The sequence below is a fragment of the Streptomyces sp. NPDC014882 genome (assembly GCF_043081325.1).
Lineage (GTDB): Bacteria > Actinomycetota > Actinomycetes > Streptomycetales > Streptomycetaceae > Streptomyces.
Genome location: NZ_JBIBWL010000009.1, coordinates 202,554 through 215,971, shown reverse-complemented (window position 1 = coordinate 215,971; position 13,418 = coordinate 202,554). Strand labels below are relative to the sequence as shown.

The following is a 13,418-nucleotide window of genomic DNA, read 5'->3' as shown; positions in this document are numbered from 1 at the left end:
TGCGGCGCCCCTCGCTGCACGTCGCCCCGCTCGCGCACGGGGTGGGGGGCGCCCCCCCCCCCCCGGGGCGCCCCGGGGCCCCCCCCCCCCCCCCCGGCCCCCACGACCTCGGATTCACCCCGGGTGCGGTGGTGGAGGTGGTGCGCCGGGCGCCGCTGCGCGACCCGGTCCTCTACCGGCTCAAGGACTACGAGGTGTGTCTGCGCCGGGCGCAGGCCGCGTGCGTGCGCATCACCGGGGCGCACCGGTGAGCGCGGACTGCCACGCGCCGGGGGGCACGGACGTGACCCTGGCCGGGGCGCCGCGGATCGCCCTGGTCGGTGCCCCCAACTCGGGCAAGACCAGCGTCTTCAACGGCCTGACGGGCTTGCGCGCCAAGACTGGCAACTACCCCGGGGTGACGGTGTCCCGGTTCGTCGGGACCTGCCGCACGGGCCCGCACCGGCAGGTGATCGAGGATCTGCCGGGCACCTACGGCCTGGAGCCGATCAGCCCGGACGAGCGGATCACCGTCGATGTGCTGGACGGCCGGCTGGAGGGTGCGGAGCGGCCGGACGCGCTGCTGGTCGTGGCGGACGCCACCACGTTGCGACGCTCCCTGGGATTCGTCGCCCAGGTCCTGGCCCGCGGACTGCCGGCCTGTGTGGTGGTGACCTTCACCGACGAACTGGCCCGCCGCCAGGGCAGCCTGGACACCGACGCGTTCGCCCGGGCGCTCGGCGTGCCGGTCCTGCCGGTGATCGGCCACCGCGGGTACGGCATCGCGCGGCTGCGCGAACTGCTCACCACCTGGCGCGCCTGGCCGGTCCCGGTCGTGGCTCCGCCCGTCGAACCGGCGGAGCGGGACGCCTGGGCGGAATCGGTCCTGGCCCATGCCGGCTACCGGCCCCCCGAGCGCCACCGGGTCACCCGGCGCGTCGACGCGGTGCTGCTGCATCCGGTCTGGGGCACGGCGGTGTTCTTCGCGGTGATGGCGCTGTTCTTCCAGACCGTCTTCACCCTGGCCGCCTCGTTGCAGGACCGGATGGCGGCCCTGTTCGCGTGGCTGTCGGGCCAGGTGGACACCCACGTCGGCAATCCGTGGCTGTCCGGTCTCCTGGGCGACGCCCTGATCGGCGGGGTCGGCGGCGTGCTGGTGTTCGTCCCGCAGATCATGCTGCTGTTCCTGCTCCTGGCCCTGCTGGAGGGAGTGGGGTACATGGCGCGGGCGGCGTTCCTGATGGACCGGGTGATGGCCCGTTTCGGCCTGGAGGGCCGGGCCTTCGTGGCGCTGCTGTCCTCGTTCGCCTGCGCGGTCCCCGGCATCATGGCCACGCGCACCCTGCCCTCGGCCAAGGACCGCCTGGCCACCATGATGGCCGCGCCCCTGATGACCTGCTCGGCGCGGCTGCCGGTCTACGTGCTGCTCATCGGCCTGCTGGTGGACCCGTCCGTGAAGGTCGGACCGTTCGGCGCGCAGGGCCTGGTCATGCTCGGTCTGTACCTGCTCGGCGCCGTGTCGGCGATGCTGGCCGCCTGGGCGTTCAAGAAGGTCGGGGACCGCCACGGCCGGCCGGTGCCCTTCTTCATGGAGTTGCCGCCCTACCGGCTGCCCGCCCCGCGCGCGGTGCTGGTGGCCATGTGGTCCTCCGCGCGCGCCTTCCTGCGCAAGTGCTCGACCGTCATCGTCGCCACCAGCATCGTCCTGTGGCTGCTGCTGAACCTGCCGCTGCACACGGCCGCGCAGATGCGGGCGGCGGGCGTGGACACCACCAGCCCCACGGCCGTGTCCGCCTACACCGTCGACCACAGCTACGCCGCCGGCCTGGGCCGGGCGGTGACCCCCGTCTTCGACCCGCTGGGCTTCGACTGGCGCGTCAACGTCGGCGTCCTGTCCGCCCAGGCCGCCCGCGAGACCTTCGTCGCCACCCTCGGCCAGGTCGCCGCCGCCGAGGACCCCGAACAGCCGGCACGGGCCCTGCGGACCATGACCCACCCCGACGGGCCCCGCGCCGGGCAGCCGGTGTTCACCGCGCCCACCGTCGCCGCGCTGCTGGTCTACTTCGTCTACGCGCTGCAGTGCATGGCCACCGTGGCGGTCCTGCGCCGGGAGACCGGCACCTGGAGATGGCCGGCGATCGCCTTCACGTACCTGACCGCGCTGGCCTGGCTGATGGCCTGGCTGGCCCGGACGGTCACCGTCCTGCTGGGCGGGTGACCGGGCCGTGGTCCCCCTGCACCCGCAGCAGGTGCCCGGCCGGTCCGACCGGCTCCGCTGGATCGTCCCCGCCGGGGTCCTCACCGGCACCGGCCCGCTCGCCGAGGTACCCGAACCGCTGGCCGCGCTGGTGGCGGACGGCACCCTGACGCGGATCGCCCTGGAGGGCGAGGCCGTCGTCACCTGCCTCGGCGCGGACCGCACCTGGACCCGGGAGGGCGCCAGGGTCCGCAGCGCGCTGCACGCCGCTCTCGACGACCCCGCCGGGTGGATCCCGGCCGACGGCGCCCCCGACGACGACGCGCTGTTGTACGGCGTGGCCCGCGAGGTGCTCGCCGGGGAGGCGGGCGACTTCGTCCGGTCCCACGGCGGCAGCATCGGCCTCGTCGGTGTACGCGACGGCATCGTCACCGTCCGCCTCGGCGGCGCCTGCCACGGCTGCCCCGCCTCGTGGTTCACGCTGCACCAGCGCTTGGAACGTCAGCTGCGGCGACGTCATCCCGGTCTGCGCGAGGTCCGCAACGCCACCTTCCCGGTGAGCCTGTTCGGACGACCGCACGATTCTTCCGAGACGCCCTCCTGACCACCCTTGCCCGGACGGCGTCGCCGCCCCGGGAGAGGGGGCACGCCGCTCGTGGTGCGGATCAGCCACCCGCCAGCGGGTTGGGCAGGGGCAGGTAGCGGGCGGCGGCGCCGTCCGCGGCCGTCCAGCGCAGCAGGAGGTTGGTCTTGCCGGGCAGGGTGGGCGCCGTGAGGAGGGCGCGGGCCTCGGGGAGGTCGTGGCGGGCCAGTTCGCGGCGGACGGCGGGCCAGGGGTCGAGGCCGGGGTGGTGTTCGGCCAGGGCGGCGGCGACCTCGGTGAGGTGGTTGACGACCAGGCAGTACACGAGCCGCTCCCAGCCGGCGGCCCGCCCGACGTCGGGCAGCAGCTTGACGCCCTCGGCGTCCCGGAACAGGGCCTGTACCGGGAGTCCGGCGGCGTCGACGGCGACGAGGGTGTTCTGGAGGTGGGCCTCCAGGACGACGCCGTGGCCGGCGAAGGCGGCGAGCGCCGGGGGGACGACCGCGCGCAGGTACGCCTCCCACCAGAGCTCCGGGTCGGCCGCGCCGGCGAGCGGGCTGCCCTCGAAGCCCTCCACGAGGCCGGCGGCGAGCAGCGGGGTCGCGCCCGGCGTCACGTGCGCGCGCAGCCCGTCGCGGACCACCACGGCGAGTTCCTCGAAGGCGAAGCCGGCGGTGCGGTACCCGCGGTCGCTCAGCCAGGCCGCGGGGACCGCACCACCGGCCGCCCCGGAGGCCCCGAAGGTCTCGAAGGCCTCGGTGACGGCCGCGTCGGTCCGGCGGAGCCCGAGCAGGTCGTGCCGCCAGAGCCGGCGGACGTCGTTGGTGATGCGCACGTCGAGGCTGACCTTCAGGAACAGATCCCGCCCGGGTGCGTACAGGGTGCGCACGGCGGCGGTGGGCCAGGCGTCGAAGTCCGTGGCGCCGAGCCGGACCAGGCGGCCGTCGGCGAAGGCGGGGGCGAGCGCGGTGCGGACCAGGTCGAGCTGCCAGGGGTGGGCGGGCAGCAGCCGGTAGCCGGGCGGGGCCTCGCCGAGGGCGTCCAGCACGGCCGTGTCGCCGTCCTCCACCACCGTGTCCTCGCGCAGCCCCAGCAGCACCAGCGGGAACCGGGCGTACGCCTCGGGCGCGTACGGCAGCCAGCCGCCGGGCGGGCCGCCGCCGCGCGTCTTGGGGGCGGGGTGGTGGGGGTGGCCGGTGAGGAGGGACTGCTCGGAGCGCAGGTAGGGGTCCTCGGGCGGGGTGGCACGCGCGCGCGCGGCGAGGAGCGCGGCGACCGCGTCCCTGCTGTCCAGCATCTCGGCGGGCAGGTCGGGGTTGGTGAGGCCGGTGCGGTGGCGCAGTTCCGTGCCGGCCAGGTCGACGAGGCCGCGGTGGTCGAGGCGGTGCCAGGCGCCGTCCGCGTGCACCTCGGGTTCGGCGGGCCGCCGGGTGCCGCGCACCCGCAGCAGGCGGCCGGAGGGCAGCCGGTACACCTGCCGTACGCCGTCCCCGGAGTGCGGTTCGGCCACCTCCCGCAGGAGGCAGTTCAGCAGCGGCGCGGCCGCGAGGGCGTCGGCGCGCGCGGCGGCGGCGTCCGGCCCCGCCGCACCGGTCCCGGGCCCCGTCGTCCCGGCTCCCGGGACCGGCGCGGCGGGCGTCGCGGAGTCGGCGGGCGGGGGGATGAGGTCCACGCGGTCCACTGGTTCCTTACGGTTCTCGCGGGCGGAGAAGATCAGTATCGCCGGGGTCACGACCCGTCCGTGACGTCCCGCTCGTGCCCGGCCCGTACCCGACGCCGTGCCCGACCCGTGCCCGACCCGTACCCGACGCCGTACCCGACCCGTACCCGAGGAGCCCGCCCGTGCACCGTCCCCCCACCGCCGAGTCCGAGTCGGCCGCCGGTATCGCCGCCGCGCGCCCCGCGCTCGGCCCGCGGTTCGCGGCCGAGCTGCCCGGCGCCCGTGCGGCCGTGCTGACCCGCCTGTGGCGGGCGCTCGCGCACGAGCCGCTGCCGTGGATCGTGCGCCGGGAGCCGTCCGGGGACGGCCTGACGCTGCGCCTCGCCGACGGCCGCCGCCTGCACGGCCCGCGCTCCGACCCGTACGCGACCGCCGACCGGGTACGGACCGTCGACCTGGACGGGACGGCGTACGACGATCCCGCCCGGCTGACGACGGCCCTCGCCGTACCGCACGGCGAGGGCCTCGCCGCCGAACTGGCGGACAGTACGGCGTCGTTGGCGCTGTCCCGGGCCGATCAGGAACCCGGCGGGGAGTCCGACGCCCAGGAGCCCGACGGCCGGGAGCCCGACACCCAGGCGCTCGACGTCCGGGAGCCCGACGGGCGGCGCGCGCGGGAGTGGCCCGCGCACGACTGGGAGTGGGAGCAGCGGGTGGTCGACGGGCACCCGTACCACCCCAACTGCCGTTCGCGGCCCGGCTTCTCGGTGGCCGAGCAACTCGCGTACGGGCCGGAGCACCGGCCGCCGCCGGTGCGGCTGGGGCTGCTGCCGGTCCCGGCCGGCGAGTGCCTCGTGTCGGGCGGGTGGCCCGCCGGACTCCGGGACGGCGGACGGCTGATGATCCCCGTGCACCCCTGGCAGGCGGCGCACGTGCTGGAGCGGTCGTGCGCGGAGGGCATCGCCGCGCATCCGCTGATGTCGCTGCGCACGCTCGCGGTGCCGGGCGGACCGCACGTGAAGACGGCGCTGAGCACCCGGCTCACGTCGTCGGTGCGGGACATCTCGGTGGGTTCGGTCACCGCCTCGGCGGCCCTGTCGGCGTTCGGGGAGAGCCTGGCGGAACGCACGGACGGCCTGCTGCACACGACCCGCTCGCTCGGGGCGGTCACCGCGAACTCCCCCGATCTGGCGGCCGTGTTGCGGGAGTCGCCCGCCGTGTACGCGGGGCCGGGCGAGCACGTCGTCCCGGTGGCCGCCCTCGCCACCACCGGGCTGCCGTCCTCCCCCGCCTGGCTGGCGGAGTTCACCCGGCTCGCCCTGACCGTGGGGCTGCGACTGCTGGAGCAGGGCGTGGCGCTGGAGGCGCACGGGCAGAACCTGCTGGTAGTGCTGTCGGCGTCGGGGGCGCCGGTGCGGCTGGTCTACCGCGACCTGGCCGACATCCGGGTCAGTCCGGCGCGGCTGGCCCGGCACGGCGTGGCGGTACCGGAGTTGCCGGCCCGGATCCTGACGGACGACGTGCCGGCCCTGCGCCGCAAACTGTTCGGCTCGCTGGTCGCGGGCGCCCTGGCGGCCACCGTGGGCGGCGGGGAGGCGCTGGGCGCGGCGCTCGCGGCGGCCGTGCCGGGGCTGCCGGACACGGCGGACCTGCGGGCGCTGTGCGAGGAGCCGGTGCCGGTGAAGGCGCTGACGCTGATGCGGCTGTCGCCGGACGGGTCCGGGGACCGGTGGGCGCGGCTGCCCAACCCGCTCGCGGGTCACGCGTTCTGAGTCCGCCTTTCCCGGTCCGTTTTGAAGCGGGACACCTCCGGTCAATAGGATCCGCCGATGATCAGAACACAACGGCTGGCGGCGGGCGTCTGCGCCCTGCTCGCCGCGCTCGCGGCCGGGCTCGCGTTCCCGGCCGGGGCGGTCGCCGACGAGACCACAGCCAATGCGCCCAAGGTCGACCTGGTGCTCGACGTCAGCGGCTCCATGCGGACCAAGGACATGGACGGCGGGACGCGGATGGCCGCGGCCAAGCAGGCGTTCAACGAGGTGCTGGACGCGACCCCGGAGAACGTCCTGCTCGGCATCCGCACCCTGGGCGCCAACTACCCCGGCGACGACCAGAAGACGGGCTGCAAGGACACCGCGCAGCTCTACCCGGTGGGCCCGCTGGACCGCACCGAGGCCAAGACCGCGGTGGCCACCCTGTCCCCCACCGGCTGGACGCCGATCGGCCCCGCGCTGCTGAAGGCGGCCGGCGACCTCGACGGGGGCACCGGTTCCAAGCGGATCGTGCTGATCAGCGACGGCGAGGACACCTGCGCCCCGCTCGACCCGTGCGAGGTGGCCCGGGAGATAGCGGCCAAGGGCATCGGCCTGACCATCGACACCCTCGGCCTGGTGCCGAACGTGAAGATGCGGCAGCAGCTCAGCTGCATCGCCGAGGCCACCGGCGGCAGTTACACCTCGGTCGAGCACACCGACGAACTCACCGACCGGGTCAACCAGTTGGTGGACCGTGCGGCCGACCCCGTGGTGACGCCGGTCGCCGTGCAGGGCGCGGAGTCCTGCGCGAAGGCGCCGACGCTGAAGTCGGGCCTGTACACGGACCGCGAGGAGTTCGGCCAGGAGCGCTGGTACCGCGTGGACCTGGACCCGGGCAAGGAGCTGCGGGCCTCGGTGAGCGTGTCCGCGGACCGGGCGATGAACCCCGACTACGGGGTGCTGCTGCGGGCGGTCACGGTGCACGGCCGGGAGATCGTGCGCGGTGAGGCGGCGGGCAACGGCCGTACCGACGTCATCTCGACCGGCCTGCGCCATCCGAAGGCGGAGGGCGACGACGACGAGGCGCCGGCCGAGACGGTGTGCGTGCAGGTGACCAACTCCTACTCGGCGGCCGCCGGCGTGAAGACCACGCCGGGCATGCCGCTGGAGCTGACCGTGGACGTGGTCGACGGGCCGTCGCAGGCGAGCGACGTGGCCTCGTTCGGGCTCGGCCGCGGCTGGTGGCTGCTCGGCGCCCTGGTGCTGACCGGCTTCCTGGCGGGTCTGCTGTGGGGCTGGCTGTCACGCTGGCGTGTCGCGGTCTGGAGGACCAACTGATGGGGATCGAAAAGGCATTGAGCAACAAGGCGCAGGACGTCCGGGCGCGGACCGGCCGGGCGCGGATCACCCGCGCGCTGGGCACGGCCCTGTTGGCGCTCGGACTCGCGGCCGCTCCGGCCGCCGCCGACTCCACGCCGTCCGCGAGCCCTTCGGAGGACGGTTCGGCGCCCACGACCGCGGGCACGTCGTTCCGTACGGCGACGGAGGTCGACCAGGGCGGGACGGCGACCGCGAGCGGCTCCGCGGGTGACTACCTGTACTGGTCGTTCCCGGCGGACGCGAAGCAGCGGCCGACGGTGCGGGCGAAGGTGAAGCTGCCCGCGGAGCACGCGGGCCAGACCTGGCAGGTCGACGTCTACGACGGTCTGCGGCGCCGCCAGGCCTGCCAGTACGGCGCGCAGACCCGCACCGCCGTCCCCGGCGCCACGTCGGTGGAGCTGGCCTGCGTCCTGCGCACGGTCCGCGCCTGGTCGGAGCCGTGGGCCGACGACCCGCTGCCCGGCACGTACTACGTCCGGCTGACCGTCGTCGGCCTGAAGACGGCCGACCTCGGTCTGCCGGTGAACGCCGAACTGCGCGTCGACTCCAAGGACATCGGCGGCGCGGCCGCGGTGGACGGCTCGCTGGCCGAGCCCCTGGTGCCGGGCATCGCCGTGACGTCGGCGGCGGAGGACGACGAGGACTCGTCGGCCTCCGCCGTGCTGTCGAGCATCGAGCCGGACGACGGCTGGTCGTCCGGCTGGTGGTCGGACCGCTGGGTGTGGACCGCGATCGGCGGTGTGCTGGCCGCGCTCGCCGGGATCGGCGGGTACGTGCTGACCCGCGGCCCCGGACGCCCGAGGCAGGTGCCGCCCGGCGCCTGACACCGCGCGCCGCATGGCGTGCGCCGCATGGCGTGCGCCGCATGGCGTGCGCCGCATGGCGTGCGCCGCATGGCGTGCGCCGCATGGCTGACGTCACTTCAGAAGGCCCGCCCCGTGCGGGCCTTCTGGTTTTCTCAGGCCTCCCGCAGTTCCTTGGCGAGGGTGCCGTCGCCGCCCACCTCGACGCGTCCGGCGCGCACGGCCTCGACCAGGCTCAGCTCGCCCTGGGCGACCGCCGTGCAGGTGCCGGTGTCCATGACGAGCCGGGCGTCGGGTTCGCCGGGGGCCTCCCCGTGGCCGTAGACGGGGCCCTCCGCCGCGCCGGCGAAGAGGTGGAAGCGGCCCTCCTCCAGCCGGACCTCCACGAGCCCTTCGCCCTCCAGCGCGCGCAGCAGGGGCAGGGCGAACCAGTGCGCGCGGATCGCGTCGGTGGGCCCGCGCTCCCCGAGTTCCGCCTGCCCCCACGCGCCGAGGGCCTGGAGCACGGGCAGCAACGCGCGCCCCCGTCCGGTGAGTTCGTAGACGTTCGCCGCGCCGGGCGGCGGCAGCCGGCGCCGGGTGGCCAGTCCGTCGCGTTCCATGTCCCGCAGCCGCGACGCGAGGACGTCCGTGCTCACGCCGGGCAGGTCGGCGTGCAGGTCGGTGTAGCGGCGCGGGCCGGCGAGCAGCTCCCGGACGATCAGCAGGGTCCAGCGGTCGCCGACGGCGTCGAGGGCGCGGGCGGCGGAACAGTACTGGTCGTAGCTTCGGCGAGGTGGCATGCGACGCAGTCTAGACATGTCGTTGGACTTTCCAAGCTCGAACTTGGTAAAACCAAGCAACACCAGATACCGGAGGGGCGCATGGAGTTCCGGCAGTCGAACAAGCTCAGCGAGGTCTGTTACGAGATCCGCGGCCCGGTCATCGAGCACGCCGACGCGCTGGAGGCGGCGGGGCACAGCGTGCTGCGCCTGAACACCGGCAACCCGGCGGTCTTCGGCTTCGAGGCGCCGGAGGAGATCCTCCAGGACATGATCCGGATGCTTCCGCAGGCCCACGGCTACACGGACTCGCGCGGCATCCTCCCGGCCCGCCGGGCGGTCGCCCAGCGCTACCAGGACCGGGGCCTGGACGTCGGCGTCGACGACGTGTGGCTCGGCAACGGCGTCTCGGAGCTGGTCTCCATGGCCGTGCAGGCGCTGGTCGAGGACGGCGACGAGATCCTGATCCCGGCCCCCGACTTCCCGCTGTGGACGGCCGTCACCACGCTCGCGGGCGGCAAGGCGGTCCACTACCTCTGCGACGAGCAGGCCGACTGGTACCCGGACCTGGACGACATGGCGTCGAAGATCACCGACCGCACCAAGGCCGTCGTCATCATCAACCCGAACAACCCCACCGGCGCGGTCTACCCGAAGGAGATCATCGAGGGCATCCTCGACCTGGCCCGCCGGCACGGCCTGATGGTCTTCGCCGACGAGATCTACGACCAGATCCTCTACGACGACGCCGTGCACCACTCGGCCGCCGCGCTCGCCCCCGACCTGGTGGTCCTGACCTTCTGCGGGCTGTCGAAGACGTACCGGGTGGCGGGCTTCCGCTCCGGCTGGCTGGTCGTGACCGGTCCGAAGCAGCACGCGAAGGACTACCTGGAGGGCCTCACCATGCTGGCCTCCATGCGCCTGTGCGCCAACGCGCCCGCCCAGTACGCCATCCAGGCCGCGCTCGGCGGCCGGCAGTCCGTCCGCGAGCTGACCGCGCCGGGCGGCAGGCTGCGCGAGCAGCGCGACGTCGCCTGGGAGAAGCTCAACGAGATCCCCGGGGTGTCCTGCGTGAAGCCCAAGGGCGCCCTGTACGCGTTCCCGCGCATCGACCCCGAGGTGCACCCGATCCACGACGACGAGAGGTTCGTCCTGGACCTGCTGCTGCGCGAGAAGATCCAGGTCGTCCAGGGAACCGGCTTCAACTGGCCCACCCCGGACCACTTCCGCATCCTCACCCTCCCGCACGCGGAGGACCTGGAGGCGGCGATCGGGCGGATCGGGCGTTTCCTGAGCGGGTACCGGCAGTAGCGGCAGGGGCCGGCGGCCGGCGGAGCGCGACGCCCGGGGCCACCGGCCCGCGGTGGCCCCGGCGACCCACTGCGGTCCTGGTTGCCCAGGTGGCCCCGGTGGTCCGACAGTCCGGCGCCCCGCGGTGCGGGGCACCGGCGCACGCCTGTGCGACTCTGTGCGGCATGGGTGATCTCTTCCTGGTCCGGCACGGCGAGACCGCGTGGTCGCGCTCCGGCCGGCACACCGGACTGACGGACGTCCCGCTCACCGAACACGGCCGGGACGAGGCGCGGCGCCTGGTGCCGCTCATCCGGTCGCACCGGATCGGCGCGGCGTTCTCCAGCCCGCTCCAGCGGGCGCGGGAGACCGCGGAACTGATCGGGCTGCACGAGGTGCAGGTCGACGCGGACCTGAAGGAGTGGGACTACGGCGGGTACGAGGGCGTCACGACCGTCGAGATCCAGCGGGACCGGCCGGGCTGGTTCCTGTTCACCGACGGTGTGGCGCCCGGCCCGGCGGCGCACCCCGGCGAGACGCCGGAGCAGGTCGGGGAGCGGGCCGACCGGGTGCTGGCGATGGCGGACGCGGCGCTCGCCAACACGGAGGGGTGCGTGGTGCTGGTGGCGCACGGGCACTTCCTGCGGGTGCTCACGGCCCGCCGGCTCGGCCTGCCGCCGTCGCAGGGCGCCCTGTTCCAGCTGGCGACCGGGGCGCTGTGCCGGCTGGGCACGGAGCACGGCCGGCACGTGATCGCGGGGTGGAACATCCGGCCGGGGGCCTGAGGGCCGGAACGCCGGTGACCGGGGGGGCCGGAACGCCGGTGACCCGGGCGCCGGAACGCCGGTGGCCGGGGCGGGTTGTCGGTGCCCGGCCGTAGCCTTCACGGCGAGGGGCGGACGTACCGCCGCCCGGGGAGGGAGCACGCCGTGACACGACCGCCGACCGCCGCCCAGCGGCGTGTCATCGACGCCGCCGATCCCGCCACCGGACGCCTGCGGGGCACGCCGGCCCAACTGGCCGCGCTGGTCGGGCGGGGGCTCGCCTTCCGGCACCCGCGCCCGCCGCACGACCACTTCCTCACCCCGGCCGGGCACCGGATCCGGGAGGCGGACCCCGGAGCCGGGCAGACAGCGCCCGGAGCCGGGCGGACGGAACCCGGGCGGGCCGGTCCGCCCGCCGCGAGCGGGGTGTTCGCCGCGCGGGCGGGCGGCGAGGACCCGCCTCCGGGAACCGGTCCCGCCCGGCTCCGCGAGGTGCGCGGCGCCTGGGAGGGCATGCTGGAGCTGCGCAGGATGACCAACACCGACGGGGCGACCGACCGGCCCTGCGACTGGGAGCGCTCGCACCTGGTGCGGGCCGCCGCGCTCGCCCTGGAGGCCGCCGGACACCGTCCGGCCGGCGCGGACCCCGGGGACGGCGGCTACCGGGTACGGGAGACCCCGCAGCCGGAGGCGGTCGCCGTGTACGAGCCGGACGGCGAGGCACTGCGGGCGTGCGCGGCCACGCTGGAGAGGGCCGGCTGGCAGGTCGGGGAGTACACGGAGCCGAGGACACGGACACGCCACCTGCTGGCCTCCCCGCGCCGGGTGTGAGGGCACGCCGGGACCGGCGCGACCGGACGGCGAGCCGGCGCGGGGTGAGGGAGAGGCGGCGAGCGCGCCGTTCTCCGTACGGGTGACCGTGCGCGGGCACGGGACCGGCGCGCGGGACCGGCGCGGGGCCGCGGTCGCCCGGCAGCGCGGACTCGCGCCGAACCCGGGGGGCGCTTTCCGCGAACCGGCGGAACGCCCGGGCCCGTTCACGGTCCGGTCCGGCTTTCACCGGTGAAAGTTTCCGCCCTCCAGGTTCGGATCCGCAGGTCAACCACCCCTTTGGTGGACTAGACCACAGAGGAGAGCAAGCGCTCTTTACACGCGTAGACCCACCGTGCGTAACTTATGACGCGCGCACGTCAATGACAGGTACTGCCGGGTGACGACGGCCGACGTCACCTCCCTCGTTCCCCCTCACCCGCCTCGAGGAGGCAGCCATGTTCACTCTCCCCCGTCGCGTGACCGGCACGGTCAGACGGACGGCCACCGCGCTCGGCGTCCTGGGGGCCGCCCTCGCCCTCACCGCCACCACCGCCGGCGGCGCGACCGCCGCACCCCAGCCGTCGAAGGACCCCGTCGAGGTGCGGCAGGGCCAGGCCTACATGGGCGTGGGCGCCCGCGTCCACGGGGGCGCCCCGGCCCAGGCCCCGTCGCCGGGCACCCTGGCCGCGACCGACGGCGTCCAGGGCATCGACGTCTCGAACTGGCAGGGCGCCATCAACTGGACCTCGGTGCGCAACGCGGGCGTCCAGTTCGCCTGGATGAAGGCGACCGAGGGCACCTCCTTCAAGGACGCGAGCTTCAACACCAACTACCCCGCCGCCTACTACGCGGGCGTGATCCGCGGCGCGTACCACTTCGCCCGCCCCGACCTCTCCGGCGGCGCCACCCAGGCGAACTACTTCGTCGACAACGGCGGCGGCTGGTCCCGGGACAACATGACCCTGCCGGGCGTCCTGGACATCGAGCACAACCCGTACGGGTCGATGTGCTACGGCCTGTCCACCACGCAGATGCGCCTCTGGATCGACGGCTTCTACAACGCCTACAAGTCGCGCACCGGCCGTGACGTGGTCATCTACACGACGGCGAGCTGGTGGAACACCTGCACCGGCTACTGGTCCGGCATGTACAGCAAGAGCCCGCTGTGGGTGGCGCACTGGAACACCGCCGCCCCCACCGTCCCGAGCGGCTTCCCCACCTGGACGGTGTGGCAGTACACCGCCAGCGGTTCGGTCAGCGGCGTCTCCGGCGGCGTGGACCGCGACCAGTTCAACGGCACCCGCGACCGGCTGCTGGCGCTCGCCAACAACACGTGACGCGGTAGACGCGGGTCCCACCCGCCGATCCCCCTCCGCCGATCCCCCTCGGCAGACGTTCATGGTGTGGAGCCGACGGCCGCCGGGCGTCGGCTCC

The 13,418-nt window shown here is 74.9% G+C and carries 12 protein-coding genes; 10 read left to right on the top strand and 2 right to left on the bottom strand.

Going from position 1 to position 13,418, the window contains the following annotated elements:
- Positions 1-41: 41 nt before the first annotated feature.
- Genes ACF09K_RS21805 through ACF09K_RS21795 form a run of 3 tightly spaced genes read left to right on the top strand, consistent with a single transcriptional unit; the run spans position 42 to position 2,780 of the window.
- Positions 42-251: a ferrous iron transport protein A gene (locus ACF09K_RS21805; RefSeq protein ID WP_392246012.1), complete on the top strand. Its 210-nt coding sequence runs from the start codon at positions 42-44 to the stop codon at positions 249-251.
- Between the two features lie 32 nt (positions 252-283).
- Positions 284-2,197: a ferrous iron transporter B gene (locus tag ACF09K_RS21800; RefSeq protein WP_392245830.1), complete on the top strand. Its 1,914-nt coding sequence runs from the start codon at positions 284-286 to the stop codon at positions 2,195-2,197.
- 7 nt (positions 2,198-2,204) lie between these two features.
- Complete coding sequence (locus ACF09K_RS21795) at positions 2,205-2,780, top strand: NifU family protein (RefSeq protein ID WP_392245829.1); 576 nt, start codon at positions 2,205-2,207, stop codon at positions 2,778-2,780.
- Between the two features lie 61 nt (positions 2,781-2,841).
- Here the strand turns inward: ACF09K_RS21795 and ACF09K_RS21790 are convergent, their stop codons facing one another.
- Positions 2,842-4,440 carry an IucA/IucC family protein gene (locus ACF09K_RS21790; RefSeq protein ID WP_392246010.1) on the bottom strand — a complete coding sequence of 533 codons (1,599 nt, stop codon included), beginning with the start codon at positions 4,438-4,440 and terminating at the stop codon, positions 2,842-2,844.
- A gap of 161 nt (positions 4,441-4,601) precedes the next feature.
- Between ACF09K_RS21790 and ACF09K_RS21785 the strand changes: the two genes are divergently transcribed.
- From ACF09K_RS21785 to ACF09K_RS21775, 3 genes are read left to right on the top strand one after another with little or no spacing between them, the layout of a single operon-like run.
- Positions 4,602-6,191, top strand: a complete 1,590-nt coding sequence (locus ACF09K_RS21785; RefSeq protein ID WP_392245827.1) for an IucA/IucC family protein — start codon at positions 4,602-4,604, stop codon at positions 6,189-6,191.
- 57 nt (positions 6,192-6,248) lie between these two features.
- Positions 6,249-7,511: a VWA domain-containing protein gene (locus tag ACF09K_RS21780; protein WP_392245825.1), complete on the top strand. Its 1,263-nt coding sequence runs from the start codon at positions 6,249-6,251 to the stop codon at positions 7,509-7,511.
- Positions 7,511-8,377 (top strand): hypothetical protein, encoded by an 867-nt coding sequence (locus ACF09K_RS21775; protein WP_392245824.1) that lies wholly within the window; start codon positions 7,511-7,513, stop codon positions 8,375-8,377. The genes ACF09K_RS21780 and ACF09K_RS21775 overlap by 1 nt, the downstream gene beginning before the upstream one ends.
- A 134-nt stretch (positions 8,378-8,511) precedes the next feature.
- Here the strand turns inward: ACF09K_RS21775 and ACF09K_RS21770 are convergent, their stop codons facing one another.
- Positions 8,512-9,138, bottom strand: a complete 627-nt coding sequence (locus ACF09K_RS21770) for a winged helix-turn-helix transcriptional regulator (RefSeq protein WP_392245823.1) — start codon at positions 9,136-9,138, stop codon at positions 8,512-8,514.
- An 81-nt stretch (positions 9,139-9,219) separates the two neighbouring features.
- Between ACF09K_RS21770 and ACF09K_RS21765 the strand changes: the two genes are divergently transcribed.
- The 4 genes from ACF09K_RS21765 (at position 9,220) to ACF09K_RS21750 (ending at position 13,321) form a co-directional block, all read left to right on the top strand.
- Positions 9,220-10,428, top strand: coding sequence for a pyridoxal phosphate-dependent aminotransferase (locus tag ACF09K_RS21765; protein ID WP_392245821.1), 1,209 nt, complete (start codon positions 9,220-9,222; stop codon positions 10,426-10,428).
- 164 nt (positions 10,429-10,592) lie between these two features.
- Positions 10,593-11,192 (top strand): histidine phosphatase family protein, encoded by a 600-nt coding sequence (locus tag ACF09K_RS21760; protein ID WP_392245819.1) that lies wholly within the window; start codon positions 10,593-10,595, stop codon positions 11,190-11,192.
- 144 nt (positions 11,193-11,336) lie between these two features.
- The gene (locus ACF09K_RS21755) at positions 11,337-12,002 is read left to right on the top strand and encodes a hypothetical protein (RefSeq protein WP_392245817.1); all 666 of its coding nucleotides are present in this window, start codon (positions 11,337-11,339) and stop codon (positions 12,000-12,002) included.
- Between the two features lie 437 nt (positions 12,003-12,439).
- Entirely contained in the window at positions 12,440-13,321 is an 882-nt protein-coding gene (locus ACF09K_RS21750; RefSeq protein WP_392245816.1) for a GH25 family lysozyme, read from the top strand.
- Positions 13,322-13,418: the final 97 nt, after the last annotated feature.

Coding starts and splice junctions, on each gene's coding strand:
- ACF09K_RS21780 (WP_392245825.1), top strand. CDS start 6,249: ATGATCAGAACACAACGGCTGGCGGCGGGCGTCTGCGCCCTGCTCGCC.
- ACF09K_RS21775 (WP_392245824.1), top strand. CDS start 7,511: ATGGGGATCGAAAAGGCATTGAGCAACAAGGCGCAGGACGTCCGGGCG.
- ACF09K_RS21770 (WP_392245823.1), bottom strand. CDS start 9,138: ATGCCACCTCGCCGAAGCTACGACCAGTACTGTTCCGCCGCCCGCGCC.
- ACF09K_RS21765 (WP_392245821.1), top strand. CDS start 9,220: ATGGAGTTCCGGCAGTCGAACAAGCTCAGCGAGGTCTGTTACGAGATC.
- ACF09K_RS21760 (WP_392245819.1), top strand. CDS start 10,593: ATGGGTGATCTCTTCCTGGTCCGGCACGGCGAGACCGCGTGGTCGCGC.
- ACF09K_RS21750 (WP_392245816.1), top strand. CDS start 12,440: ATGTTCACTCTCCCCCGTCGCGTGACCGGCACGGTCAGACGGACGGCC.